Source organism: Streptomyces sp. ITFR-6 (assembly GCF_031844725.1).
In the GTDB taxonomy this organism is placed as follows: domain Bacteria; phylum Actinomycetota; class Actinomycetes; order Streptomycetales; family Streptomycetaceae; genus Streptomyces.
This window is the reverse complement of sequence record NZ_CP134612.1, coordinates 5289694-5315081: the sequence shown is the minus strand read 5'-3', so window position 1 is coordinate 5315081 and position 25388 is coordinate 5289694. Positions and strand designations below refer to the sequence as shown.

General features: G+C 71.9%; 19 protein-coding genes. 8 read left to right on the top strand and 11 right to left on the bottom strand.

The features are described 5' to 3' along the window. Positions 1–22 precede the first annotated feature (22 nt). The 5 genes from manA to RLT59_RS24325 form a co-directional block, all read right to left on the bottom strand. Positions 23–1216 (bottom strand): mannose-6-phosphate isomerase, class I, encoded by a 1194-nt coding sequence (manA, locus tag RLT59_RS24345; protein ID WP_311305366.1) that lies wholly within the window; start codon positions 1214–1216, stop codon positions 23–25. Positions 1217–1340: 124 nt separating this feature from the next. Further along, positions 1341–2477 (bottom strand): SIS domain-containing protein, encoded by a 1137-nt coding sequence (locus RLT59_RS24340; protein ID WP_311305365.1) that lies wholly within the window; start codon positions 2475–2477, stop codon positions 1341–1343. 51 nt (positions 2478–2528) lie between these two features. Next, a complete protein-coding gene (locus RLT59_RS24335) occupies positions 2529–2711 on the bottom strand; it encodes a Trm112 family protein (protein ID WP_073738559.1) in 183 nt (60 codons plus the stop codon). A gap of 392 nt (positions 2712–3103) precedes the next feature. Further along, on the bottom strand, positions 3104–4471 hold the full coding sequence (locus RLT59_RS24330; protein WP_311305364.1) for a phosphomannomutase/phosphoglucomutase: 1368 nt from the start codon (positions 4469–4471) through the stop codon (positions 3104–3106). 86 nt (positions 4472–4557) lie between these two features. After that, complete coding sequence (locus RLT59_RS24325) at positions 4558–4938, bottom strand: DUF3499 domain-containing protein (protein WP_311305363.1); 381 nt, start codon at positions 4936–4938, stop codon at positions 4558–4560. A gap of 323 nt (positions 4939–5261) precedes the next feature. On the opposite strand from RLT59_RS24325, the gene RLT59_RS24320 reads away from it, so the two are divergent. Next, a complete protein-coding gene (locus RLT59_RS24320; RefSeq protein WP_311305362.1) occupies positions 5262–5690 on the top strand; it encodes a metallopeptidase family protein in 429 nt (142 codons plus the stop codon). A 69-nt stretch (positions 5691–5759) separates the two neighbouring features. On the opposite strand, the gene RLT59_RS24315 is transcribed toward RLT59_RS24320, so the two are convergent. From RLT59_RS24315 to RLT59_RS24305, 3 genes are all read right to left on the bottom strand, one after another. Beyond that, positions 5760–7286, bottom strand: a complete 1527-nt coding sequence (locus tag RLT59_RS24315) for a DUF5719 family protein (RefSeq protein WP_311305361.1) — start codon at positions 7284–7286, stop codon at positions 5760–5762. Beyond that, the gene (locus RLT59_RS24310; RefSeq protein ID WP_311305360.1) at positions 7283–11194 is read right to left on the bottom strand and encodes a glycosyltransferase; all 3912 of its coding nucleotides are present in this window, start codon (positions 11192–11194) and stop codon (positions 7283–7285) included. Before RLT59_RS24310 ends, RLT59_RS24315 begins: the two co-directional genes overlap by 4 nt. A gap of 296 nt (positions 11195–11490) precedes the next feature. Beyond that, positions 11491–11754: a WhiB family transcriptional regulator gene (locus RLT59_RS24305; RefSeq protein WP_024494319.1), complete on the bottom strand. Its 264-nt coding sequence runs from the start codon at positions 11752–11754 to the stop codon at positions 11491–11493. Between the two features lie 712 nt (positions 11755–12466). On the opposite strand from RLT59_RS24305, the gene RLT59_RS24300 reads away from it, so the two are divergent. The 3 genes from RLT59_RS24300 to RLT59_RS24290 all read left to right on the top strand — a co-directional run bounded on the left by RLT59_RS24300 (position 12467) and on the right by RLT59_RS24290 (position 15351). Beyond that, the gene (locus tag RLT59_RS24300; RefSeq protein ID WP_311305359.1) at positions 12467–12958 is read left to right on the top strand and encodes a cysteine dioxygenase; all 492 of its coding nucleotides are present in this window, start codon (positions 12467–12469) and stop codon (positions 12956–12958) included. Between the two features lie 123 nt (positions 12959–13081). After that, positions 13082–14038: a 2-phospho-L-lactate transferase gene (cofD, locus tag RLT59_RS24295; protein ID WP_311305358.1), complete on the top strand. Its 957-nt coding sequence runs from the start codon at positions 13082–13084 to the stop codon at positions 14036–14038. Continuing rightward, complete coding sequence (locus RLT59_RS24290) at positions 14035–15351, top strand: coenzyme F420-0:L-glutamate ligase (RefSeq protein ID WP_311305357.1); 1317 nt, start codon at positions 14035–14037, stop codon at positions 15349–15351. The genes cofD and RLT59_RS24290 overlap by 4 nt, the downstream gene beginning before the upstream one ends. An 18-nt stretch (positions 15352–15369) precedes the next feature. On the opposite strand, the gene RLT59_RS24285 is transcribed toward RLT59_RS24290, so the two are convergent. From RLT59_RS24285 to RLT59_RS24275, 3 genes are all read right to left on the bottom strand, one after another. Beyond that, positions 15370–16350: a DNA-3-methyladenine glycosylase family protein gene (locus RLT59_RS24285; RefSeq protein ID WP_311305356.1), complete on the bottom strand. Its 981-nt coding sequence runs from the start codon at positions 16348–16350 to the stop codon at positions 15370–15372. Between the two features lie 89 nt (positions 16351–16439). Further along, positions 16440–17531: a mannose-1-phosphate guanylyltransferase gene (locus RLT59_RS24280; RefSeq protein ID WP_311305355.1), complete on the bottom strand. Its 1092-nt coding sequence runs from the start codon at positions 17529–17531 to the stop codon at positions 16440–16442. A 132-nt stretch (positions 17532–17663) separates the two neighbouring features. Beyond that, positions 17664–19001 (bottom strand): peptidoglycan recognition protein family protein, encoded by a 1338-nt coding sequence (locus RLT59_RS24275; protein WP_311305354.1) that lies wholly within the window; start codon positions 18999–19001, stop codon positions 17664–17666. 138 nt (positions 19002–19139) lie between these two features. On the opposite strand from RLT59_RS24275, the gene RLT59_RS24270 reads away from it, so the two are divergent. From RLT59_RS24270 to RLT59_RS24255, 4 genes are all read left to right on the top strand, one after another. Next, complete coding sequence (locus RLT59_RS24270) at positions 19140–19889, top strand: TIGR03089 family protein (RefSeq protein ID WP_311305353.1); 750 nt, start codon at positions 19140–19142, stop codon at positions 19887–19889. Positions 19890–20110: 221 nt separating this feature from the next. Next, positions 20111–21631, top strand: a complete 1521-nt coding sequence (locus tag RLT59_RS24265; protein WP_311305352.1) for an LCP family glycopolymer transferase — start codon at positions 20111–20113, stop codon at positions 21629–21631. A gap of 224 nt (positions 21632–21855) precedes the next feature. Further along, positions 21856–23613, top strand: a complete 1758-nt coding sequence (locus RLT59_RS24260) for an LCP family protein (RefSeq protein ID WP_311305351.1) — start codon at positions 21856–21858, stop codon at positions 23611–23613. 49 nt (positions 23614–23662) lie between these two features. Next, complete coding sequence (locus RLT59_RS24255; protein WP_311305350.1) at positions 23663–25381, top strand: LCP family protein; 1719 nt, start codon at positions 23663–23665, stop codon at positions 25379–25381. The last annotated feature ends 7 nt before the right edge of the window (positions 25382–25388 follow it).

The window sequence follows — 25388 nt, the reverse complement described above, 5'->3', positions numbered from 1 at the left end:
AGTCCATGGTGCGGACGGTACGTCAGGCCACCACAGTGGCACGGAACAGCGTGCCCGTACCGGATGCTTCGGCCTTCTCGCCGGCCGGTACGAAGACCGAGTCGCCGGGTACGAGACCGAGGTCGCCGGTCCGCGGTGCGCCCGCTGTGCAGAGCAGGATCTGAGGCGTGGCCGCGGTCAGGTCGACGGGGCCGCCGCCCGGTGAGAGGTCGAAGCGGGAGAGCCGGAACTCGTCGACCGGGGTCTCGTACAGCTCCTCGCCGGACGGGGACGCCTCGGGGCGCAGGACCCCGGGATCGGTGGCCTCGAAGCGGACGATGCGCAGGAGTTCGGGTACGTCGATGTGCTTCGGGGTGAGTCCGCAGCGCAGCACGTTGTCCGAGTTGGCCATGATCTCGACGCCGAGGCCGTCGAGGTAGGCGTGCGGGACTCCGGCGCCGAGGAACAGTGCCTCGCCGGGCTGGAGTTGTACGTAGTTCAGCAGCATGGCCGCGATGACGCCCGCGTCGCCCGGGAAGTGGTGGGCGATGCGCGCGTACGGGGCGTACGCGCCGCCGAGCCGTTCCGCGGCGGCGGCCGCGGCGGTCACCGTCTCCGCCACCTGCGCCGGGTCCGCGGTGAGGATCGCCGTGAGGACCTCGCGCAGGGCGGCCTCTTCGGGCTGGGCGCGGAGCAGATCGGCGTACGGCTTGAGGGAGTCGACGCCCAGCGCCTCCATCGCCTCGGCCGCCTCGATGGGCCGGCGGAAGCCGCACAGGCCGTCGAAGGGGGTGAGCGCGCAGATCAGTTCGGGCTTGTGGTTGGCGTCCTTGTACGTGCGGTGGGGGGCGTCGATCGGAACGGACCGGCGCTCCTCGTCGGCGTAACCCTGCTGTGCCTGGGCGAGGTCGGGGTGGACCTGGAGGGAGAGCGGTGCTCCGGCGGCGAGCAGCTTGAGGAGGAAGGGGAGCCGGGGGCCGAACTTCTCGACGGCGGCCGGGCCGAGCTCGCCCACCGGGTCGGCGGCGATGACGTCGGTGAGGGGCTGCTCGGTGGGGTGCGGGGTGCCGGTTGCGGTGGCGGGGCCGGGGCGGGTTATCCGGGAGGGGGCTCCGGGGTGGGCGCCCATCCACATCTCGGCCTGGGGCTCGCCGGTGGGGGCGACGCCCAGCAGGGCGGGGATGGCTGTGGTGGAGCCCCAGGCGTACGGGCGCACGGTGTTGGAGAGCCGGTCCATGGAGTTCGTCCTCGTGCTGTGTTGGATGCGTGCGTGGATCTTGGTGCTGTGCGGATGCGTTGGGGCGGATGCGTTGGGCGTGGTGCTGCGTGGGGTGGGCTGCCGCGGCTTTCCGTGTGGTGGTTCAGGCGCGGGCTTCCGAGGCCAGGGCCAGGTAGACGGCGGCGAAGTCGGTGACCGCGAGGAGTTCGGCGAGGGCTTCGAGCCGGCTGCCCTCCTCCGGTTCGAGTTCGCTGATCGGCGTCTCGTGGCCCAGGGCGAGTTCGCGAGCCGCCGGGGCCGCGCTCAGGCCGCCGGTGGGCCGGTCCCTGAGCAGGACGACCCGGGCGCGCAGGGCCTCCGGCTCGTCGACCCGGTCGCGGAAGAACTCGTCCGGGTCCGCTCCCGCGGCGAAGGCCCCGGCCAGCAGGCCTCCGTGGGCAGGGAGCGCCTCGGGGAGTTCGGCCGCGAGGGCCGGGCGGCCCGAGAGCTCGGCCAGGACCGCGGCGAAGCGGCGTCCGACCGGGGCCGCGGCCTCGCCCTCCGTCCAGACGAGCGGGAGGCTGTCCGCGAGCTCGGCGGCCAGGGTCTTGGCCGGATTGCTGTACGTGGCGATGGCCGGTCCGCAGCGTTCCGCCGTGCGGTCCAGGCGGTCGGCCACGCTCTGCAGCGTCTCCGGGGGCGCGGTGAGCAGGCCGACGCGGTCGAGCAGCGCGAGCAGCGGGGTGAACAGCGCCCACAGGGTGCCGGGGCCCGCGGCCGACGTCTCGGCGTCGTACTCGCCGTGCGGGGCGGAGGCCATCGGTACGACGAGGCCGTGCACGCCGTCCACCGCCTCCCGCAGCGGGGACTGCCTGGGGGCGACGGCCACGACGCTGCAGCCGCGGCGGTACGCCTGTTCCGCTACGAGCGCCAGACCGGGCTCCGAGCCGTCCGCGGTGGCGATGAGCAGCAGGTCGAGGGAGCCGGTCCAGCCGGGCAGCGTCCAGCGCATCGCGCCCGCGGCGGGGGCGACGCCGGTCGGCTGGATGCGCGTGACCGGCGCGGAGGCTCCGGCGAATGCGGCGATCAGGTCCGCGACGCCGGAGGCGGCGGTGCCGGAGCCGGCCACGAGGACGGCGCGCGGGCGGCCCTCCGGGTTCAGCTCGGGGATGCCGGCCTCCGTCGCGTGCCGGGCGGCGGTACGGACCCTGGCCCCGGCCTCGGCGGCGCCACGCAGCAGACCGCGGCGGTCGGCTCGGGCCAGGGCTTCCGGGGCGTCGAGCAACGACTCGTCGAGCATGGGGACGGTCCTCCGATCACACGCGATCACCGTGCGGGGTGTGGGGCCCGGTTACGCGGGGCGGCGGGCCTCGTCGACGAGGAGGACGGGGATGCCGTCCCGTACCGGGTAGGCCAGTCCGCAGCCCTTGCCGGTGCAGACCAGTTCGGGGCTGTCGGCCGCGGAACGGTCGTCCAGGGGGGCGTGACAGGCCGGGCAGGCCAGGATCTCCAGGAGGCCGGCTTCGAGCGGCATGGGGTGGGTCCCTTCGGGCGGGCACGAGTGCGTGTTCTTGTGTCTTGCGTCTTGCTTCTTGGTCTTGCTTCTTGGTCTTGGATCGAGCCACGTCAGCCTACCGCTGGGGTGGCGGGGATGCGGCCTGGCCGGGGGTGCTTGTCCGGGGTGTAGCGGGGGGTGCGTTGGCGGGGGCGGGTGGTGCGCCTGCGGCGGGCTTGTTCCCCTACCCGCACCTTCCCGTAACCGGGCTCCGCCCCGGACCCCGCTCCTCAAACGCCGGAGGGGGTGGAAGCGGGGCTGGAGTGAAGGTCGGGTGGGCGGGCTGCCCCGCCTCATACGTCGGCGCGGCCGGAAGCAGGGCCGGCCGACGAGGCTGCTTGTGTTGGGGGCGGTGGATCAGGGTGTGGTGGTCACGGCCTGCGGATTACCGTCAGGGCCTCGTCGCGTACCGCTGCCATCGTCTGCTCGTCCCGTGCCTCGACGTTCAGGCGCAGCAGCGGTTCGGTGTTGGAGGCGCGGAGGTTGAACCACCAGTCCGGGGCCGTGACGGTCAGGCCGTCCAGCTCGTCGGTGCTCACGCCCTCGCGGTCCGCGAACGCTGCCCGGACGTCCGCCGTGCGGGCCGGCTGGTCGTCGACCGTGGAGTTGATCTCGCCGGAGCCGGTGTAGCGGTCGTACTGGGCCAGCAGGGCCGAGAGGGGCTCCTCCTGGCCGCCCAGGGCGGCCAGCACGTGGAGGGCGGCGAGCATGCCCGTATCCGCGTTCCAGAAGTCGCGGAAGTAGTAGTGCGCCGAGTGCTCGCCGCCGAAGATCGCCCCGTGCGCGGCCATCTCCGCCTTGATGAAGGAGTGGCCGACCCTGGTGCGGACCGGGGTGCCGCCGTTCTCCCGTACGACCTCCGGGACCGAGTGGGAGGTGATCAGGTTGTGGATGACCGTGCCGCTGCCGCCGTTGCGGGCCAGTTCGCGGGCGGCGACCAGGGCGGTGATGGCCGACGGGGAGACTCCCTCGCCCCGCTCGTCCACCACGAAGCAGCGGTCCGCGTCGCCGTCGAAGGCCAGGCCCAGATCGGCGCTCTCGGCCAGCACGCGGGCCTGGAGGTCGACGATGTTCTTGGGGTCCAGGGGGTTGGCCTCGTGGTTCGGGAACGTGCCGTCCAGTTCGAAGTACATCGGGACCAGCTCGACGGGCAGACCCGCGAAGACCGTGGGGACCGTGTGGCCGCCCATTCCGTTGCCCGCGTCCACGACCACCTTCAGCGGGCGGATCGCGGACAGGTCCACCAGTGACAGCAGGTACGCGGCGTAGTCGGTGAGCGTGTCCCGTTCGGTGACCGTGCCGGGGGTGGCGGCCGGCTGCGGGGCGCCGGTCTCGGACCACTGCTCGACCAGGGTGCGGATCTCGGCGAGGCCGGTGTCCTGGCCTACCGGGGCGGCGCCCGCACGGCACATCTTGATGCCGTTGTACTGAGCCGGGTTGTGCGAGGCCGTGAACATCGCGCCCGGCAGGTCCAGTGCCCCCGACGCGTAGTACAGCTGGTCCGTCGAGCACAGGCCGATCATCGTGACGTCCGCGCCCCGGGCGGCCGCACCGCGGGCGAAGGCGCCCGAGAGGCTCGGTGACGTGGGGCGCATGTCGTGGCCGACCACGATCGCGGCCGCGGCCGTCACCTCGACGAACGCCGCTCCGAACCGCTCGGCCAGGGCCTCGTCCCACTGGTCGGGCACGACTCCGCGCACGTCGTACGCCTTCACGAGCTGCGACAGGTCTGCAGTCACGGGACGGTCCTCCTGAGGGTTTCTTCGGACCGCCAAACTACCCGGCGGCCACAGACCCCCCGCGCGCCGGGCGGACCGGCGACCGCTCAGGACTCGGGCGAGCGCAGCACCCGGAGGTGGCCCCGGCGGGCGACCTCCGCCGGATCCGCGGTGCGACGGCCGCCGCCGCCCCTGGGCCCGTCGCCCCGGTCCTGCGGACGCGCCGCTTCCCGTACGGCGTTGGCGAGCGCTTCCAGGTCGTCACCGCTGGGGCGCACGGGTGCGGAGGGGTCGGAGAGCCGGACGACCTCCCAGCCGCGTGGCGCGGTCAGCCGCTCGCTGTGCTCGGCACAGAGGTCGTAACAGTGGGGCTCGGCGTAGGTGGCGAGCGGGCCGAGGACCGCAGTCGAGTCGGCATAGACGTACGTCAGTGTCGCGACGGCAGGGCGGCCGCACGCGGTGCGCGAACAGCGACGTACAGGGCTCACGATGTTGGACGCTACCGCACTCTTGAGCGGGCTGCGACGACTCTCCCCCGGCTCACCCCACCGTGTCGCCCTGTGACCCGCGGTACGGCCGCCTCCGGGACAACTCTCCTGACCTGCGCGGCAGCGGAAGAGCGCAGGTCGTGGCGGCAGCGATTCCGGTCGCCGCTCACCGCGAAAGCGGTCATAGGACAAGAGGACGGCGGTCACGAGCGGGGCCGGAATCGGGCTCCCCCGTGGCCGGATTGTTCAGGAGCGGACAGGCCGGTTTCGTCCCCGCGCAGCCGCCGTCCACTCGTCGCGCGGAGCGTTACGCTGCGTCGGTGATGGACAGTCCCGTACCGCCCCACCCGTCCGAGCCGCGGCCGCGGCGCCGAGACCGCCACGGCCGAGGCATGCGCGGGCCCGTCGCACCGCCCCAGGTGCCGCTCTCGGCCAGCCGGGCGGACAGCTTCCGTGATCTCGTTCAGGACTCCGTGGAACGGCTGGAGCGGCGCTGGCCGCAGCTGGCCGAGGTCGACTTCGTGGTCCTCGATGTGCCGAGCACCAGGGAGGAGACCGTTCCGCTGGGAAACGCGCTGTCCGCAGAGAAGGGGCAGCCGGCGCAGATCGTCATCTACCGGCGTCCCGTCGAGATCCGTACCAAGAACCGCGACGAGCGCTCACTGCTGGTGCACGAGGTCGTGGTCGAGCAGGTCGCGGAACTGCTCGGACTCGCCCCGGAGTCGGTCGACCCGCGTTACGGCCAGGAGTAGCGGAACGGGGGCCGGGGGCGGGTTCGTTCTCCCTCCCCCTGCCTCCGGCCCCTGCCGCCCCCTCCGCGTTCAGTCGTCCAGGACCGACAGGTCCTGTTCGGCCACCGGTACCTCGACCGTTCCGCCGTCGTCCGGCAGGGTCTGCACCGTGAACATCGGGATGCCGTCCTGCGGGAGTGCGAGCGTGCGGGCGGCGTGGACCGGGCCGCCCGACCGCGTCTGAACCGTCAGCGCGTACGTGCCCTTGAGGCCGGACGGGACCGGCGGGGTGACCGCGAGCGTCGTGCCCGCGGCGACCTTGTACGTCTTGCTGACCGGGGTGCCCGCCTTGCTGCCCGCGGACGCCGTGACCTTCACGGTGCCGGCGGCGCCCGGTGCGGTGAGCGAGAGCGTCGAGCCCTTCGACCGGTTGTCGGCCACGGTCGCCTGCGCGCCCACCGGTCCGGTCGCCGGGATGTAACCGACCTCCTGCTTGTCGCCCTTGCCCCGGACCACCCGCAGAGCGGCCACCACGGGAGTGGCCCTGTCCTTCTGGGCGGGGGTCAGCAGCAGGGAACCCGCCTCGCCCCGGGTGAGGTTCTTCAGGTCGACCCCGGCCGTCATCCGCGACTTCACGTGGAGATCCTCGTTGCCCACCGGGGCGAACGGGCCGGTCTTGCCGAGCAGCCGCACGGTGAGGTCCGCGTCGTCCTCGCCGGGGGCAAAGGCCACCAGCCGGACCGACGTCGCGTCCGCCGGGATGCCGGGCAGCACCAGGGTGCCGGCCGGGGCGGCGGAGGCGGTGAGCCAGTCGCTGCCGGTCTTGCTGTCGGCCGTCCTGACGACCGCGCCGACCCGCCCGGTGCGGGTGGTGACGTGGACGGTCACATCGTCGACGACCTTGCTGGTCAGCGTCGAGATCAGGACCCGGACGCCGGATCCGGCGGGGACGGTGATGCCCTCGCCGACATCGGACTTGAGCGTGCCGTCCGGGCCGTACAGCTCGATATCGGCCACCGCGGCGGTGTCGTCCGGGTTGGTGAGGTTGACGTAGTCCTCCCGGGTCTTCGCGGTGCTCGCGGCCGGGAACCAGAGGTCGGTGTCGGGTGCCGTGCAGCTGACCCCGAGCACGCCCCGTCCGTCGCCGGCCTCGACCGTGGTGGTCTGCTGGGCGCTCCAGCCGGGCGCGAGCCGGCCGGTGGCGGTGCCGACGAGAGCGGGGGCGTCGGAACCGGACACGTCGGCGGTGACCGGCTTGCCGGGCTCCTTCAGGGCAACGACAGGCTTGTCCGAATCGGCCGCCTTGTCCTTGCTCTTGTCCTTGGACTTGTCCTTCTCCTTGTCGTCCTTCTTCTTGTCGGCCGCGGGTGACTTCAGTTCGGCCGTACCGGCTTCGCCGTCGCCGTCCGCGGGCGGGGTGAAGGACGTGTACGCCGTCTCCGCGAGGTCCGAGAGGCCGGGCGCCGGGCAGAGCAGGCTGGACCGCTCCACGGGCAGCCGGGAGGACGCCACGGCCTCCGTCGCGCCGTCGTCCCCGGGCACGGTGAGCGCGGCGAATCCGGTGACTGCGGCGAGGGCGACAGCCCCCGCGATGAGGGACAGGCTGGTGGACTTCACTCGGACTCGCCTCGCGATGCGTTACCGGTCGGCCACGGGTTCTGGCCCGGGGCGGGGTTCTCGTCGGGATTCTGGTTCTGATCCCGGTTCTGGTTCTGGTCCTGGTTCTGGTTCTGTGGGTCGTACGGCTGCTGGTCGCCGTACTGGCCCACGCCGTACTGGGCGTTCGGGTCGTACGGAGCGTTGCCGTACTGGTCGCCCGTGCCGTACTGGGCGTTGGCGTCGTACTGCGGGTTGGCCGGGTCGTACGGGGCGTTGGTGTACTGCCCCTGGCCGTACGCCGTGTAGTCGCTCTGCTGCTGCGGATAGCCGTACGGGTCGTACGCGCCGGGGGCGTTCTGCTGCTGCCCGGCTCCGTACTGGCCGTCCTGGTACTGGCCCTCCTGGTACTGCGGGTAGTCGGCGCCCTGGTACTGCTGGGCGTCCCATTCCCCGTACTGCTGCTGCTGCGGCACCGCCGCGTACTGGCCCGTGTCGCCGTCCGCCTGCTGCGGCACCGCCGCGTACTCGCCGGTGTCGCCGTCCGCCTGCTGCGGTACGAAGACGTCCTGGCCGTCGGCGGCGGGCGGCTGCGGTTCGGCGGACGGCTGCTGGGGCGGGGCGTACTCCGCCCGCTCCCCCGCGTCGCCGTCCTCGCCCTCCGCCTCAGCGGCCGCGCGCAGCCTGCGTGCCCGGCGGCCCTCGCCCGCGACCGACTCGGCGGGGACCGGCACGGTCTCCTCCGGCAGCTCGTCGTCGATCTCCCGGCGGCGGCCCGGAAGGGCCAGGACCAGCAGGACCACGCCGAGCGCGGCCTGGGCCCAGATCCGCGCGGAGTGCGTGATCGACGTCTCGTACGTGAGGTTCAGCGAGCCGCCCCCGGTGGGGAGCTCGAAGCCCTGGGCCCAGCCGTCGACGGTCTTGCGGGTCAGCGGCCGGCCGTCGAGCGTGGCCTGCCAGCCGGGGTCGGCGGCGTCGGCGATCCGCAGCACCCGGCCCGCGCCGCCCGGCGGGATCTCGGTGTGCGCCTCGACCGGACTGGAGCCGACCGGCAGCGGTTCGGCGCCGGCGGCGGACGGGACGATCATGATCCGGGCGACCTGCCGGTCGACGCGCCAGAGCGCGCTGCCGTCCAGCTGGCTGAGCCGGCTGAGACCGGGCGTCGCGTCGAGCACCCGGCTCATCTGCTTCGGCGCCCCGTCCCGTACGAGGACGTAACGGATCGCGAAGCCGCTGAGCTGACTGCCCTGGTCGGCGCCGGAGCCCGCGACCAGGTTGGCGACGACCTTGTCGAGGTGGCTGTTGCCGCCGCCCGCCGCGGCGAGTTCGCCGTCACCGAGCCGGGCGCCGGAGCCACGGACCAGGGTGTAGGCGACGGTGGAGGGCGATGTGCCGTCGAGCACCAGGGTGCGCGGCTGGTCACGGGTGCCGCTCTCCTCCGCGACGAACGCGGGCACCTGCACCGGGTCGCGCCGCTCCAGCGGGCCCGCGGCGCCGCCGATCATCCAGCCGGCGGCGGCCAGCACGGGGGCGATGCCCGCGGCGAGCGCGATCAGGACTGCGACCGGCTGGCGCCAGCCGAAGCTGAGTTCCGCGACGCGGATGCGCGCACCGTCCGCGCCGACCAGCGCGGCGGCGATGAGCGCGGCGCCGTAGACGAGGGTGGCGGGTCCCGCCCAGCCGGAGCCGTTGGCGAGCCCGGCGAAGGCCAGCCCGACCAGGGCCACGACCCAGGCGGTCCGGACCGCGAACTGCCGTTCCCCGCGCAGCAGCGCGGCCAGCGCCGCGAGCACGATGCCGAGCAGCAGGACGCCTCCCGCCGCCTTGGGCCCGCCGGGGCTGATGCCGAGCAGGTCGAGGGCGGAGGCCGATCCCGTACCGGCCTCCAGGCCGGCTTCCTTCAGGAAGGACGAGGGGCTGGTCAGCAGGGAGAGCGACCAGGGCGCCAGGACGAGCAGCGGGGTGCCGACGGCGGCGAGGAAGCGGAGCCCGTAGGCCGTGATGTCGTTGCGTCGGAGCGCGAGGACACCGACGCCGAGAACCACCGCGAGCGGCCACACGATGGGGGTGAACGCCATCGTGAGGGTGAGGAGCAGGGTGTACGCCCAGGTGGCGCGCCAGCTGCCCCGGCTGTCACCGCTGCCGCGCATCCCGTGCGCCGAGACGGCGGCGCGGGCGATCAGGGGCAGCAGGACGAGCAGGACGGCGGTGCCGAGCCTGCCGGTCGCCAGGGCTCCGGTCGCGGCGGGCAGGAAGGCGTACGCGACGCTCGCCCAGGCCCGCAGCAGCCGTGAGGGGATCAGCGGGCGGGAGACGAAGTACGCGGTGAGTCCGGCGAGCGGGACCGAGCAGACCAGCAGCAGGGTGAGCGCGAATCCGGTGGAGCCGAGGAACAGCGCGGAGAGCGCGGAGATCATGGCCAGGTAGGGCGGCGCGGTCTGGGTGCCGCCGGTGCCGACGGTGTGCCAGGCGTCCGCGTACCGGCCCCACAGCTCGGAGACGTCGCCGGGTGCGGGCAGCAGGGCGCCGCCGGCCAGTGCGCCGCCGCCGATGAGGCTGCGGCAGGCGACGAGCGAGACGAGGAGCAGGACGGCGAAGAGCACCGGTCCCGGCTTGCGGCCGACCCGCTTCAACTTGGCGAACTGGTCGATCTCCAGGAAGTCCGCGTCGTCGCCGCCCGGTCCGGACTCCACGGCGCCGTGCCGCGAGCCGCCGGACTCGGCCTCCGTGGAGCCGCCGAAGTTCCCGGCGACCTGTTCCACGGTGGCGCGGACGGTGGCGCCGGGCGCGGGGAAGAGCCCGCGCAGCTCCGCCGGGTCGATGACCCCCTTGCCGCGTTGGCGGCGGGCCGCGAGGATCCGGCCGGGCCGCAGCAGGGTGCCGAGGAGTCCGGCGACCTCGTCGAGCGCCTGTCCCGGCACCTTGCCGACGAGGTAGGCGAGCGTACGCAGCAGGGTGCCGAGCACCAGCCGGAGCAGCGCCCAGAGCAGCAGCTTGCCCCGGGCGTTGGCGAGCATCGTGTAGACGGCGCCGGCCTTGTCGACGCGGTGCGGGCTGGAGACGGAACGCCCGGCGCAGTCGATGGGGCGCCGTTCGCGGGCGGACGCCTCCGCGTGCCGCAGGACGGCGTCGGGGGCGATCAGCACCCGGTGCCCGGCCATGTGGGCGCGCCAGCACAGGTCGATGTCGTCGCGCATCAGGGGGAGTCTGCGGTCGAAGCCGCCGAGCTCCTCCCACACGTCACGGCGGATGAGCATGCCGGCGCTGGAGACGGACAGCACGGTACGGACCTGATCGTGCTGGCCCTGGTCCTGCTCGCGCCGGTCGAGACCGGTCCAGCGGCGCCCGCTGTTGGCGATGGAGACGCCGACTTCGAGGAGCTGCCTGCGGTCGTACCAGCCTCGGATCTTGGGGCCGACGATCGCGGCGTGCGGGTCGTTGTCGACGACGCGCAGCATCTCGGCGAGCGCGTCGGGCTCGGGAGCGCAGTCGTCGTGGAGCAGCCAGAGCCACTGCACCGGTTCGCCGTGCGGCAGTTCGGGCAGGTCGTAGTTGTCGTCGCGCCAGGACCGGGTGACCGGGTCCCAGCCGCTGGGGCGCTTCAGGTACGGCAGGTCGTCCGGGGTGAGTACACCGGCGGTGCGGCTCGCCTCGTCGACTGCGGTGCCGAAGCTCGTACGTCGCGCGAGGTGCAGGACGCGGTCGGCGCCGAGCGCCTCCGTGACCAGCCGCGCGGAGTCGTCGGCGCTGCCGGTGTCGGCGGCGGCGACGCTCTGTACGGGACGTTCCTGCCCGAGCAGCCCGGCGAGTGCGTCGGGCAGCCAGCGTGCGCCGTCGTGGGAGACGAGCACGGCGGTGACGACATGCCTGGGGAACTCTGGGGCGGCGGCGGCCGCGTACGGCGCCGTCGAATGGCTGTGCACGGACATCGAGGTACGGGCCCTCCGGCCGGGTCCGGGGGGACGTACCCCCGGGGGCTGCATCGGTGTACACGCGCGCCCTGTCGGGTCGTTGGCGCGTCTCGGACGGGGCCCCACACTAACGGTACGGATAACCGGGGTGGCGCGGAGCGGTTGAACGAGAGCGACGGTACGGGGCCGGAGGCGCTGTGCCGGGCACGGCGATGGCCCGCCGCCTGCGGGCAGGGTGCAGGCGGCGGGCCATGGGCGGGCCGGGTCGGGGAGCGGTCAGCTCCGCGGAGTCCGGCGTCTTCGGCCGGTGCGCGTCAGATCGCGGCCTTCTTCAGACGCCGTCGCTCGCGCTCGGAGAGACCGCCCCAGATGCCGAACCGCTCGTCCTTGGAAAGGGCGTACTCAAGGCATTCGGACCGGACTTCACAGGCGAGACAGACCTTCTTCGCCTCGCGGGTGGATCCGCCCTTCTCAGGAAAAAAGGACTCAGGGTCGGTCTGGGCGCACAGCGCGCGCTCCTGCCAGCCGAGTTCCTCGTCCGCGTCCTCGACCAGCAGTTGCTGGAACAGCTCGGTCATGTGCGCCCCTCGTCTGTCTCTTGCGTCCCCGCGATGCGGCCGTTATTGAATCGGCCGAACGACACGAGTGAAATTACAAGTGTGTAGCTTCGTACCAGTCAAGCGCAGATCTGCTATTGGGCCCGGTATTCACTCGGCGGCACCAAGCCTATGCGGTAAGTGTTCAAATAACCAGAAACCTGACATATGCCACGGGCCTCTCGCGCACCCATCACGCAATCGCCCGCCACAGGGAGGAACTCCCCGGAGGGCGGCACGTTGCGATTCGATCACCGAAGCGATCAAGATCACAGCCGGGTCACGGAGCCGCAACCGCACTCACGGGCACCTCCGCTGCGCCACGTCTCCGCCATGAGCGCTGCACAAACCTTTCTTCGCTCGAAGCAACCGGATGAGGTGAAACATTAACCCTAAATCGGGCATTGGGTTGACAGTCCGAAGGTTCTCCGGCTCTCCTTGATGTCATGCCAGTGACCTCAGCGATGCACGTCACCCACACTTGTGGGTTCCGTAGCGCTGTCCGGGCTCGCTGTTGCTGTTCCAGCTGTCTCAGCTGTTGAAGCCCTCGCGCTCCAGCCCGACGCAGCTCATCCCGGACCCCCGGACCCTCCCCTGCGGCCTTCACGGCCCGTGGTCACCCGGTCCCCACGGTCCTCGCGACACCCCCGCACCCCCACCGGACCCGCACTCCCGCCGAGGAACCACCGCACCCATGAACAGCGACAGCGACCTCCAGATCGCCGGCGACCTCCTTGAGGTCCAGCACCTCCTGCGCCCCGCCCGTGAGCACCCCGCCACGGTGGCGGAGTTCGCCGGGCTCGCCCGCTCCATCGCCGACGACCGCCCCCGCTGGGCCCCGCTCGTCCAGTACGACGCCACCACCCGCTGGTACCACCGGCTGCTCAGCCTCCCCGGGTACGACGTCTGGCTGCTCAGCTGGATCCCGGGCCAGGGCAGCGGGCTGCACGACCACGGCCCGTCCTCCGGTGTACTGACCGTGTTGGACGGCGAGCTGACGGAGCGTACGGACCGAGGGAAGCGGACGCTGAGCTCCGGCGCCCAGCGCGTCTTCGCCCCCGGCTACGCCCACGAGGTGGTCAACGACTTCCTCGAACCGGCCGTCAGCCTGCACATCTACTACCCGGGCCTGACCGACATGCCCATGCACGCCTCGCAGAGCACCGCGGCAACGGTCACCGTCTGACGACGCACCACCACCCCGTCGCCCGCCACCACCCCGACAACGATCAGGCTTCGCCTGACAGTCCCACCCGTCGCCCGCCACCACCCCGACAACGATCAGGCTTCGCCTGACAGACTGTTTCCCATGCGCATTGTGGTTCTGGCCGGCGGTATCGGTGGTGCTCGTTTTCTGCGTGGCCTCAAGGAGGCCGCGCCCGACGTGGACATCACGGTGATCGGCAACACCGGTGACGACATCCATCTGTTCGGGCTCAAGGTCTGCCCCGACCTCGACACCGTCATGTACACCCTCGGCGGTGGCATCAACGAGGACCAGGGCTGGGGCCGTACCGACGAGAGTTTCCACGTCAAGGAGGAACTCGCGGCCTACGGCGTGGGACCCGAGTGGTTCGGTCTCGGCGACCGTGACTTCGCGACCCATATCGTCCGCACCCAGATGCTCGGCGCGGGCTACCCGCTGAGCGCCGTCACGGAGGCGCTCTGTGCGCGCTGGAAGCCGGGGGTCCGGCTGCTGCCGATGTCCGACGACCGAATCGAGACCCATGTCGCGGTCGACGCCGACGGCGAGAGCAAGGCCATTCACTTCCAGGAGTACTGGGTGAAGCTCCGCGCCTCCGTCCCGGCCCAGGCGATCGTGCCCGTCGGTGCCGAGCAGTCCAAGCCGGCGCCGGGCGTCCTGGAGGCGATCGCCTCCGCCGACGTCATCCTCTTCCCGCCGTCGAACCCCGTCGTGTCCATCGGGACCATCCTCGCCGTGCCCGGTATCCGGGAGGCCATCGCCGAGGCCGGAGTGCCGGTCGTCGGCCTCTCCCCCATCGTCGGTGACGCACCGGTGCGCGGGATGGCCGACAAGGTCCTCACCGCGGTGGGCGTCGAGTCGACGGCCGCGGCGGTCGCCCAGCACTACGGCTCCGGGCTGCTCGACGGCTGGCTCGTCGACACCGTGGACGCGGGCACGGTGGACGAGGTGGAGTCCGCGGGCATCCGCTGCCGCTCCGTCCCGCTGATGATGACCGACGTCGCCGCCACCGCCGAGATGGCCCGGCAGGCGCTCGCCCTGGCTGAAGAGGTACGGGCATGAGCACCGCCCCGGACGCCGCGCCCTCCTTCCGGCTGTGGGCGCTGCCCGGGATGCCCGAGGTGCGGACCGGTGACGATCTCGCGAAGCTGATCGTCGCCACCGGGCCCGGTCTCCTCGACGGTGACGTACTGCTCGTCACCTCGAAGATCGTCTCCAAGGCGGAGGGCCGGATCGTCGAGGCCACCGACCGGGAGGCGGCGATCGACGCCGAGACGGTACGGGTGGTGGCGCGGCGTGGGGCGCTGCGGATCGTCGAGAACCGGCAGGGCCTGGTCATGGCCGCGGCCGGGGTCGACGCCTCCAACACCCCCGCCGGAACGGTCCTGCTGCTGCCGGAGGACGCCGACGCGTCGGCGCGGGCGATCCGGGACGGGCTACGGGACGCGCTCGGCGTCGAGGTCGGCGTCCTGGTCACGGACACCTTCGGGCGGCCGTGGCGCAACGGGCTGACCGATGTCGCGATCGGCGCGGCCGGGGTGCGGGTGCTGGACGATCTGCGGGGCGGGAGCGACGCGCACGGCAATCCGCTGAGCGCGACCGTCGTCGCCACCGCGGACGAGCTGGCCGCTGCCGGTGACCTGGTCAAGGGCAAGGCGAACGGGCTGCCCGTCGCGGTGGTGCGCGGCCTCGGCCACCTCGTGGACCCGGCGTCCGGCGAGGGCGCGCGGGCGATGGTGCGGGTCGCGGCGGACGACATGTTCCGGCTGGGCACGTCGGAGGCGGTACGGGAGGCGATGACCCAGCGGCGCACGGTGCGCGAGTTCACCGACGAACAGGTGGACCCTGGCGCGGTGCGGCGGGCCGTGGCCGCGGCGGTGACGGCGCCCGCGCCGCATCACACGACGCCGTGGCGGTTCGTGCTGCTGGAGTCGCCCGAGTCGCGGACCCGGCTGCTGGACGCGATGCGGGACGCGTGGATCGCGGATCTGCGGCGGGACGGGAAGAGCGAGGAGTCGGTCGCCAAGCGGGTGCGGCGCGGCGATGTGCTGCGCCGGGCGCCGTACCTGGTGGTCCCGTGCATGGTGATGGACGGCTCCCACACCTACGGGGACGAGCGGCGGGACGGCGCGGAGCGCGAGATGTTCGTGGTCGCCGCGGGGGCCGGGATCCAGAACTTCCTGGTAGCGCTGGCGGGTGAGCAGCTGGGGTCCGCGTGGGTGTCCTCGACGATGTTCTGCCGCGAGGTCGTGCGGGAGGTGCTGGCGTTGCCGTCGTCGTGGGATCCGCTGGGGGCGGTTGCCGTGGGGCGGCCGCTGGAGGCGGCGGCGCCTCGGGTGGGGCGCGAGGCGGAGGACTTCGTCGTGGTGCGGTGAGGTGGGCTTCGCCCGGCTCTACAGGCGCGCGATGTCGCCCCGGGTCATCCGGGGCGCGTGGCGGGGCGGGGTGTTGCCCGAGAGCATGATCAGGCGGGTGGCCCGGTGGCGCTGGCCCTCGTACGGGGACAGCAGGGTCAGCATCTCCTCGTCGTCGGCGTCCCGGTTGCCGGCCAGCGCGTGGCCGACGATGCCGGGCAGGTGGAGGTCCCCGACCGTCACCGCGTCCGGGTCGCCGTTGGAGCGCTGCAGGGTCTCGGCGGCCGTCCAGGGGCCGATGCCCGGGATCACCTGGAGGCGGGCCATCGCCTCGGTCAGCTTCATGGTGGCGGCCTCCTCCATGCGGCGGGCCACCCGCACCGCGCGCAGGATCGTCGCGGAGCGCTTGCTGTCCACGCCCGCGCGGTGCCACTCCCAGGACGGGATCAGCGACCAGGTGCGGGCGTCCGGCATGACGTACAGGCCGTACTCCTGCGGGCCCGGGGCCGGCTCGCCGTACTTGCGGACCAGGAGGCGCCAGGCGCGGTACGCCTCGTCCGTGGTGACCTTCTGTTCCAGCACCGACGGGATCAGGGACTCCATCACCAGGCCGGTGCGCAGCAGCCGCAGTCCCGGTCGCCGGTGGTGGGTCACGGCGAGCAGCCGGTGGCGCGGGGTGAAGGCCTCCGGTTCGTCGGAGGCGCCCAGCAGCGTCGGCAGCTGGTCCAGCAGCCATTCCGCGCCGGGCCCCCAGGCAGCCGCCTCGATCCGCCCTTCGCGGGCGACGACGTGGAGGGTGCCGGGGCCCGCGGGGGTGCGGCTGGCGCGGCGGACGGAGCCGTCGGCGGACATCCGGAAGGTCGGGTCGGCGGGGCCCCGGCGCAGGGGGCCGAGGACGAGCCGCAGGTCGAACGGGCCCGGCGGGGTCCAGTCGCGGGTCAGCGCCGCCGGTTCCGGCGTCGTCACCTGGCGCGGGACGGCCGCGTGCGGGGCGCTGCGGGGAGCGAATCGTCCTGCCACGGGTGAGGTCCTCGGTAGTCGGGGGTGCCTGTCGAGGGTACGGCTGATTCCGGCCATTCGGGGTGTGCTGCGAGGAGCGGCTCGCCCGGTCATTCGTCCGAGGAGAAGCGCACCGACGCGGCGGGCAGGTGTGCCCCGCACCAGATCCGGACGCCGTCGCGCAGTTCGTTGTCGGCGCCGACCTCGGCCCCGTCCCCGATGACCGCGCCGGCCAGCACCGTACGGCTGCCGACCCTGGCGCCCGCTCCGACCAGGGAGTCCGTGATCACCGCGCCGGGTTCGACGACCGCGCCCGCCAGTACGGCGGAGCCCTCGATCCTGGCGCCCGCGCCGATGACGGCGTCGGCGCCGATGACCGTACCGCCGGTCAGTTTGGCGTCGGGGGCGACCGAGGCGGTCGGCAGCACGAGCCGGTCGCCGCAGCGGCCGGGGACGGCCGGAGAGGGCGCGCGGCCCAGCACCAGGTCGGCGGAGCCGCGTATGAAGGCCTGCGGGGTGCCTAGATCAAGCCAGTACGTGGAGTCGACCATGCCCTGGAGATGGGCGCCGGAGGCGAGGAGTCCGGGGAAGGTCTCGCGCTCCACGGAGACCGGGCGGCCGGTCGGGATGGTGTCGATGACCGAGCGGCGGAAGATGTACGCGCCCGCGTTCACCTGGTCGGTGACGATCTCCTCCGGGGTCTGCGGCTTCTCCAGGAACGCGGTGACCCGGCCGGTGTCGTCCGTCGGTACGAGACCGAAGGCGCGCGGGTCCTCGACCCGGGTGAGGTGGAGCGAGACGTCCGCCCCGGAGTCGGCGTGCGAGGTGACGAGCGCCCGGATGTCGAGGCCGGTGAGGATGTCGCCGTTGAAGATGAGTACCGGTTCGTCCGGGCCGGAGGTGAGCCGTGCGGCGACGTTGCGGATGGCGCCGCCGGTGCCGAGCGGTTCGCGTTCGGTGACGTACTCGATGTGCAGGCCGAGCTCCGAGCCGTCGCCGAAGTACGGCTCGAAGACCTCGGCCAGGTAGGACGTCGCGAGGACGATGTGCTCGACTCCGGCGGCACGGGCACGCGCCAGCTGGTGCGTGAGGAAGGGGACGCCCGCCGCCGGAACCATGGGTTTCGGGGTGTGCACCGTGAGCGGGCGCAGCCGGGTTCCCTTGCCGCCGACCAGGAGAATCGCTTCTTTTGCCTCTGTCACAGCACTGTCTCTGCTTCCTGCTGGGGCCGGCCCGGTTTCGGCTGGCCAGTGTATGCAGACCGGAGGGGGGTCCTTCGGTCTGCAGCCCGCAGCAGGACCCGGGGCGGTCGGCGCCCTTCGGCTCCTTCCGGGTCAGCGGCCCTGGAGCTTGGCCGAGCTGGTCCGGGTCGTGCCGAGCTTCTTGTAGAGACGTGCTCCGGGGCATTCGGTTGCGAAACCGTCCCGGTGGCCGGAGATGACGTTGAGTTTGACCTTCTTGCCCTTCTTGTACTTGTTGCTGCCGCCCGACACCAGGGTCACCTTGCCCTTCGGGTTGGCCTTGAAGAGCCCGAGCTTCCAGGCGGTGAGCTTGGCGACGGCGTTGACGGAGGCGGCGGGCGGGTTGGTGCCGCTGAAGGTCCCGAGCACCACGACGCCCATGGTGTTGGTGTTGAAGCCGAGGGTGTGCGCGCCCATGACGGCCTTCGTCACGCCGCCGGCCCGGCCCTCGTAGATGTTTCCGCACTTGTCGACGGCGAAGTTGTAGCCGATGTCGCGCCAGCCGTTGCTCTTGACGTGGTAGCGGTAGATGCCGCGCAGCACCGAGGGCGCCTGGGAGCAGGTGTAGTTGTTGCCGGTGGCGCTGTGGTGGACGAAAGCCGCCTTGACGGTCTTGGTGTACGCGAAGGCCTTCTCGCGGATCTTCTCGTCGGCGCCCCAGCCCTTGCGGGTGATGATGCGCGGGCGGGGCCCGATGTACGGCTTGGCGCCCGGCGCGTATCCGGCGGCCGCGTCGGTCGCGGACCTGCTCAGGGCGGGGAGGGCGGTGGCGTTCCCGGCCGCGGCGCGGTCGGCGTCGGCCGCCCCGGTGGCGGACGGCTCCTGCGGATCCTTGCCGGGGTCGACGAGTTCGAGGTGCAGCCCGGCGGGCAGCGGTACGGGGGTGGCGGACGCGTCTCGGGTGGCGGTGGCGGGCGGGGCCTCGGGGTCCACCCGGACCTCGACGCCGTCGGACGCGCCGACCCAGAGCGGGGCGGTGGCGCCCCGGACCGCGCTCGACTCGCGTTCGGCGGTGCCGGGGTCCGCGGAGTGCTCGGCGTTGTGCGTCTCCAGGTCCTGCCAGCCGGACCAGCGGCCGGTCCCGGTGGAGCGGGTACGGACCTGGGCGGTGCCGTGGAGTTCGGTGTTCACGTCGTCCCAGACGACGCCGACCATGGAGAACGGGTGGACGTCGCGCTCGGTCAGCCCTTGTCCGGCGGCTGGTGCGGCGGGTTCACCGGGGGCCCGCGCGGAGGCGGTGGACAGGGGGGACAGGGCCAGCGACTGCGTCGAGCCGGGCAGCGCGGCGGGCTCGGACGCCTCGGCGGGTACGGAGCCCGCGGTGGCCGGGTGGGCGGGGGTGTCGGAAGCGGCGCCCGCGGGCGCGGCGAGCGGCAGCGCGAGAGCTGCCGCGCAGGTGACACCGATGGAGGATGCAATGAAGGCACGCATACAGATGATCCTGAGCACAAGCGGACAACTCCGGCCACCGGTGTTTCTCCCGGCAATTGACGGCCCGTCTGCCGAACCGGTGTACGGCTCACCCGAGGCGCCCGGTCCGGCCCGCCGCCGCCACGTAACCTTGCGCGGATGAATGCCAGCGACCGCACCCCTGCCGACCTGCTGCGTTCCGCGCTCGCCGCGGACCCGGCCCGCCCCATGGTCACTTTCTACGACGACGCCACCGGAGAACGCGTCGAACTGTCGGTGGCCACCTTCGCCAATTGGGTGGCCAAGACCGCCAACCTGCTCCAGGGCGACCTCGCCGCGGAGCCCGGTGACCGGCTCGCCCTGCTGCTCCCCGCGCACTGGCAGTCCGCGGTCTGGCTGCTCGCCTGCTCCTCGGTCGGCGTCGTCGCGGAGGTGGGGGGCGATCCGGCCGCCGCCGATCTGGTCGTCACCGGACCGGACACGCTGGAGTCCGCGCGGGCCTGCCGCGGTGAGCGGATCGCGCTGGCGCTGCGTCCGATGGGCGGCCGGTTCCCGCAGCCGCCGGAGGGCTTCGCGGACTACGCGGTGGAGGTGCCGGGCCAGGGCGACCGGTTCGCGCCGTTCGCCCCGGTGGACCCGGACGCGCCGGCGCTGACCGTGGGCGATGTGGCGCTCAGCTCGGCGGAGCTGGTCGCGCGGGCCCGCGCGGACGGTGCGGCGCTGGGCCTGGGCGCCGGGTCGCGGCTGCTCTCGGGGCGTACGTACGACACCTGGGACGGCCTCAGCGCCGGGCTGTTCGCACCGCTGGCGACCGGGGGCTCCGTGGTGCTGTGCCGGCACCTCGGGGAGCTGGGCGAGGACGGGCTGGCGCAGCGCGTCGAGAGCGAGCGGGTCACCCTGACCGTGTGACAGCGGCCCGCGCGGCGGCGCTCCCGACGAGGACCGGGGCGCCGCGGTACGACAAGCGGTCCGAGGGCCACCCGTCCGGCCCATCGTGGGCCGAGCCCTCCGGGCGATTCGTCAACTCCGGTACATGATCTGCGGTACAGACCACTCAAGGCACAACCAAGCGTGAGGTTCAGCCGTCTACTTCTGCAACCGGCGGCCCATCGCGCCGCCGAACGTGAAGGATGGACGCAGACGTGACCGAAAGTGCCGGCACTCCGGCCGACCCCGACGACTCGGCCGCGGGCGAGGACCAGACGCCGGACGGGTCGCCCGGCGCGGCGCCCGGCGGAAAGCGCGCGCCGGAGGACGCCCCGGGAACCGGAACCACCCCGGAGAGCAGCCCCCGGAACGCCTCGGAGAACGCCTCCAAGGACGCCCCGGCGAGCACCCCGGGCGGCGAGACCCGCAGCGGGTCCGGCAGCGGGCCGGGGGGCGGGTCCGGCGGCGGGGCCTCGGAGGGGCCGCCGCCCGAGGGCTCCGGATCCGGTCCGACCCTCGACATCACCGTCAAGCGCAAGCGGCACTGGCTGCGCTGGACCGCGCTCGGGGCCTCGTTCGTCGTCCTCGTCGCGGCGGGCACCGGCTGGTGGCTGTACAAGAAGCTGGACGGCAACATCAAGACGGACACCTCCGCGGCCGCCGAGCTCAAGGCGTACGAGAAGGAGCGACCGCCCTCCGTCGTCCACAACGCGGAGAACATCCTGCTCATCGGCTCGGACAGCCGGGCCGGGGACAACCGCGAGTACGGCCGCGACGACGGCGGCAGCCAGCGCTCCGACACCACGATCCTGCTGCACCTGGCCGCGAACCGGAAAAGCGCCACCGCGATGTCCATCCCGCGCGACCTGATGGCGAACATCCCGTCCTGCCACAAGGCGGACAAAACTGCCAGCAGGCCGCAATTCGCCCAGTTCAACTGGGCTTTCGAGCTCGGTGGAACCGCCTGCACCATCCGTACCGTCGAAAAGATGACAGGCGTCCGCATCGACCACTACATGGTCGTCGACTTCAACGGCTTCAAGGACATGGTCGACGCGGTGGACGGCGTGGAGATCTGCCTCAAGGAACCGATCAACGACAGCGCGGCCCACCTCAAGCTCCCGGCGGGCCGCAAGAAGCTCAACGGCGAGCAGGCGCTCGGGTACGTACGGGTCCGCAAGTCGATCGGCAACGGCAGCGACACCGAACGGATGGACCGCCAGCAGCAGTTCCTGGGCGCGCTCGTCAACAAGGTGCAGAGCAACGGCGTACTCCTCAACCCGACCCGGCTCTACCCGGTGCTGGACGCGGCGACGAAGGCGCTGACCACGGACCCGGGGCTTGACACCCTGAAGGACCTGTACGACCTGGTACGCGGCATGCGCAACGTACCGACCGACAAGGTTCAGTTCCTGACCGTTCCCCGGCAGCCGTACTCGGCCAACCGGAACCGGGACGAACTGGTACAGCCCGATGCGGACAGGCTCTTCAAGCAACTGCGCGACGACAAGCCGCTCACGGTGGTTCCCGCAGATCAGCTCAATGGTGACGACGGCAAGAACACCGACGGCGGGGAGGGTTCGGAACATTCACAGGATGAAGACAACAACGGCCGGTCCGGTGAGCCGACGGATGGCGAATCGGGCGCGACAGGCGCCCCGGGGCCCAGCCCCACGCCCACCTATTCGGGTAACAACGCCGCGACCGACCTGTGCAAGCAGTAAAGCAATTGCCAAGCAGCCATCAACGTTCGGCGCGCAATGGGAAGAATGCCCGGTTGTAAGGGCCGTGGAATATGTCACGCCCATCGCTCGGCGCCGAACCGGACGGATAGTGTGACGCGATCCGGTTGCTCCGGGCCCCAGGGCCGAGCACTTCCGGAGTGAAAGATTGAGCGCCTTTCGGGGGGAGGCGCCTCGCGTGGCACCGACGGAGGACTCAAACAACCGTGGATGCACAAGGCCGTGGGCGGGCGGAAGACATCGATCCCGCAGACCAATGGGTCCTCAACCCGGACACCGGCGATTACGAACTGCGACTGAACCAATCCGGAGGGGATTCGGGCGGCGGTCAGGCCTCTTCCGCGCCGCGCGGCGGGCGGCGGCGGGACTCCCCGCGCGACGCCGGGGGACGTGGCGTCGGGCCCGGCCGCGAGGTGCCCAGGCAGGGCGGTCGCCGCTCCGCCCGCGGCCAGGAGACCCGCGCCAAGGAGGGTCCGGGTTCGTCCTCGACCGAGAACGGCGCCGGCCGCCGCAAGCGCAAGGCCCCCAAGGCCCGCCGCAAGAAGGCGCTGATCTGGACGGGCGGCGTGGTGGCCTTCCTGCTCGTCGGAGTCTCGGTCGGCGGTTACGCGCTGTACCAGCACTTCAACGGCAACCTGAACTCCGTGGACATCGGCGACGCCGGCAACAAGGACGTCGTCACCGCCAACGCGCCCCTCAACATATTGGTCATCGGTACGGACAAGCGGACCGGCAAGGGCAACGAGGGCTACGGCGACAAGGGCAGTACCGGCCATGCCGACACCAACATCCTGTTCCACGTCTCCAAGGACCGCACCAACGCCACCGCGCTGAGCATCCCGCGCGACCTCATCACCAACATCCCGGAGTGCAGGTCGAGGCAGCCGGACGGCTCCGACAAGGTCATCCCGGGCACGGAGAACATCCGGTTCAACGTCAGCCTCGGCCAGTCCGGCCGCGACCCGGGCTGCACGATGGAGACGGTCAAGGAGCTCACCGGCCTCAAGGTCGATCACTTCATGATGGTCGACTTCAACGCGGTCAAGGAGCTGTCCACGGCGGTCGGCGGCGTCAACATCTGCCTCGCGAGGCCGATCAAGGACGCGGACTCCCACCTCGACCTGTCGGCGGGCGAGCACAGGATCAAGGGCGAGGACGCGCTGGCGTTCGTACGGACCCGGCACGCCTTCGCCAACGGGAGCGACCTGGACCGGATCAAGGTCCAGCAGCAGTTCATCGGCTCGATGATCCGGCAGATGAAGTCGGACGACACCCTGACCAGTCCGACGAAGCTCTTCAAGCTGGCGGACTCGGCGACGAAGGCCCTGACGGTCGACAAGGCCATCGGTTCGGTGCCGAAGCTGACCACGCTCGCCAAGGAACTCACCAAGATCGACACGAAGAACATCTCGTTCGTGACGCTTCCGGTGATCGACAACCCGGCGGAGCCGAATCCGATCACGGTCGTCGTGGACCCGGTGAAGGCGCCGCAGCTGTTCTCGATGATGCAGGCGGACACCTCGCTGACCGAGGTGGCCGCGCAGAAGAAGGCGGCCAAGGGCAAGCAGGACGCCCTCCTCAAGGGCACCAAGGCCGCCGCGGGCGACGTACGCGTCGACGTCTACAACGGCGGCGAGATCTCCGGAGCCGCTCAGCAGACCGTGACCTGGCTGCAGAACGAGAAGGGCGTCCTCAAATCCACCAACAAGGCCAACGCCCCGGCGAAGGCCGCCAAGACGGCGCTTGAGTACGCCCCGAACCAGGCGGACCAGGCACGGGCGCTCGCCGCGATGATGGGGCTCCCCGGATCGGCGCTCAAGAAGGGCACCACCGATGCCGAAGGGCTCCAGGCGATGGTCCTGACCCTCGGCAGGGACTTCAAGGGCGCGGGCACCCCGATCACCGGGCCGGCCAAGATCGACATTCCGAAGGCCAGTGCCGACAAGGCAGAGTGCGCCAAGTGACACCGGGTCACTGCGCGATATCGCGAGACTGAGCAGCAGGGGGGTCCCGGTGGGACGGAGCAGCACGCCAGGGGAGGGAACGCGACCGCGGGTCCGGCATGCCGGTCAACTCGGCTGGGACGACGGCCTCTACGAGGACGGGAAGGGCGACGCCCCGACACCCGACGGCAACGGGGAAGAGGCCGGCGGCGGTCGTTCCGAGGGCGGCGGGGGCGGCGGCCGCCGCGCCCAGGGCCGCGGCGGGCGCCGGGGCCGGCCCCACCGCGCCGGCAGGACGAAGAAGCGGCGAATACTGCGCTGGATCGCCTTCTCCCTCGCCTTCGTCATACTCGGCACCGGCGCGGCCGGTTACCTCTGGTACGAACACCTCAACGGCAAGATCCGCAAAGGGGCCCGCAGCGCGGGCAACAGCGCGGCGCAGAAGACCGCTCCGAACGCCGCGGGCCAGACCCCGCTGAACATCCTGATGATCGGCTCCGACAGCCGCAACAGCAAGGAGAACCTCAAGCTCGGCGGCTCGAAGGAGAGCGTGGGCGGGACGCCGCTGGCCGATGTGCAGATGCTGCTCCACGTCTCGGCCGACCGGAAGAACGCCTCGGTCGTGAGCATCCCCCGGGACACCCGTGTCGACATCCCGGCGTGCGAGAACCCCGACACCGGCGAGAAGTTCGCCGCCACCAACGGCATCATCAACGAGACGCTGCGCGGCGGCGCCGGCTGCACCCTGGACACCTGGGAGAAGCTCACCGGGGTCTACATCGACCACTGGATGATGGTCGACTTCGCGGGTGTGGTGGACATGGCGGACGCCGTGGGCGGCGCCTGGGTGTGCGTCAAGCAGGACGTCAACGACGTGCCCAAGCCCGGTGTGCCCGGTGGCTCCCATCTGCGGCTGACGGCGGGCAAGCACAAGATCAAGGGCGAGGACGCGCTGAAGTGGCTGCGCACCCGGCACGCCTTCGCGAGCGACATCGGCCGGTCCCAGGCGCAGCACATGTACCTGAACTCGGTCCTGCGTGAGCTGAAGAGCCAGAACGCGTTCACGGACTCCGGCAAGCTGTTGAACCTCGCGGAGACCGCCGTCGACTCGCTCCAGGTCTCCGACGAGATCGGCACGGTGAAGAAGCTGTTCGACCTCGGCATGCAGCTGAAGAACGTGCCGCTGGACAAGATGAACATGCTGACGATGCCGCGGATCCAGGACCCCGAGGACCCCGACGCCCACGTGCTGCCGAAGCCGGGTGCCGCGGACAGGCTCTGGGCGCTGATCCGGGACGACCAGTCGCTCGACCCCAAGGACCGTGCCAAGGCGAAGAAGAAGACGCCTGCAGGACCCAAGGCCGGCGCTCCCGCCTCCCTCGGGGTGACGGTCGTCAACGGCACCTCCGGTGACGGCCAGGCCCCCACCCAGGGCCGTGCCGCGGAGGTCCAGAACCTGCTGAAGGCCAAGGGCTTCACCGAGGCGGGCACCGAGACCGATCCCGGCTCGGCCCGGACGACCGAGGTGGCCTACCCGAAGAGCGCGGGCGCCCAGGGCAGGTCGGACGCGCTGTCGGTCGCCAAGGCCCTGTCGATACCGACCAGCGCCGTGAAGGAGACCCCGGACGGGCCCGGCCTGACGCTCACGGTCGGCTCGGACTGGCGGACGGGTTCCACGTTCCCGAAGGCCGCGGCGGACGACAGCGATCCGCTGGAGGACACCGAGTCGGTCAACGGCGCCAAGTCGGACGACTGCATGGACGTGTACTGGCCGTACCGCCAGATGTAACGGACGC

Excerpts from the sequence above, each read along its gene's own strand:
- manA (WP_311305366.1), bottom strand. The coding sequence starts at position 1,216 with ATGGACCGGCTCTCCAACACCGTGCGCCCGTACGCCTGGGGCTCCACC.
- RLT59_RS24340 (WP_311305365.1), bottom strand. The coding sequence starts at position 2,477 with ATGCTCGACGAGTCGTTGCTCGACGCCCCGGAAGCCCTGGCCCGAGCC.
- RLT59_RS24335 (WP_073738559.1), bottom strand. The coding sequence starts at position 2,711 with ATGCCGCTCGAAGCCGGCCTCCTGGAGATCCTGGCCTGCCCGGCCTGT.
- RLT59_RS24320 (WP_311305362.1), top strand. The coding sequence starts at position 5,262 with ATGGACAGTCCCGTACCGCCCCACCCGTCCGAGCCGCGGCCGCGGCGC.
- RLT59_RS24310 (WP_311305360.1), bottom strand. The coding sequence starts at position 11,194 with ATGTCCGTGCACAGCCATTCGACGGCGCCGTACGCGGCCGCCGCCGCC.
- RLT59_RS24305 (WP_024494319.1), bottom strand. The coding sequence starts at position 11,754 with ATGACCGAGCTGTTCCAGCAACTGCTGGTCGAGGACGCGGACGAGGAA.
- RLT59_RS24300 (WP_311305359.1), top strand. The coding sequence starts at position 12,467 with ATGAACAGCGACAGCGACCTCCAGATCGCCGGCGACCTCCTTGAGGTC.
- cofD (WP_311305358.1), top strand. The coding sequence starts at position 13,082 with ATGCGCATTGTGGTTCTGGCCGGCGGTATCGGTGGTGCTCGTTTTCTG.
- RLT59_RS24290 (WP_311305357.1), top strand. The coding sequence starts at position 14,035 with ATGAGCACCGCCCCGGACGCCGCGCCCTCCTTCCGGCTGTGGGCGCTG.
- RLT59_RS24275 (WP_311305354.1), bottom strand. The coding sequence starts at position 19,001 with ATGCGTGCCTTCATTGCATCCTCCATCGGTGTCACCTGCGCGGCAGCT.
- RLT59_RS24270 (WP_311305353.1), top strand. The coding sequence starts at position 19,140 with ATGAATGCCAGCGACCGCACCCCTGCCGACCTGCTGCGTTCCGCGCTC.
- RLT59_RS24265 (WP_311305352.1), top strand. The coding sequence starts at position 20,111 with ATGGACGCAGACGTGACCGAAAGTGCCGGCACTCCGGCCGACCCCGAC.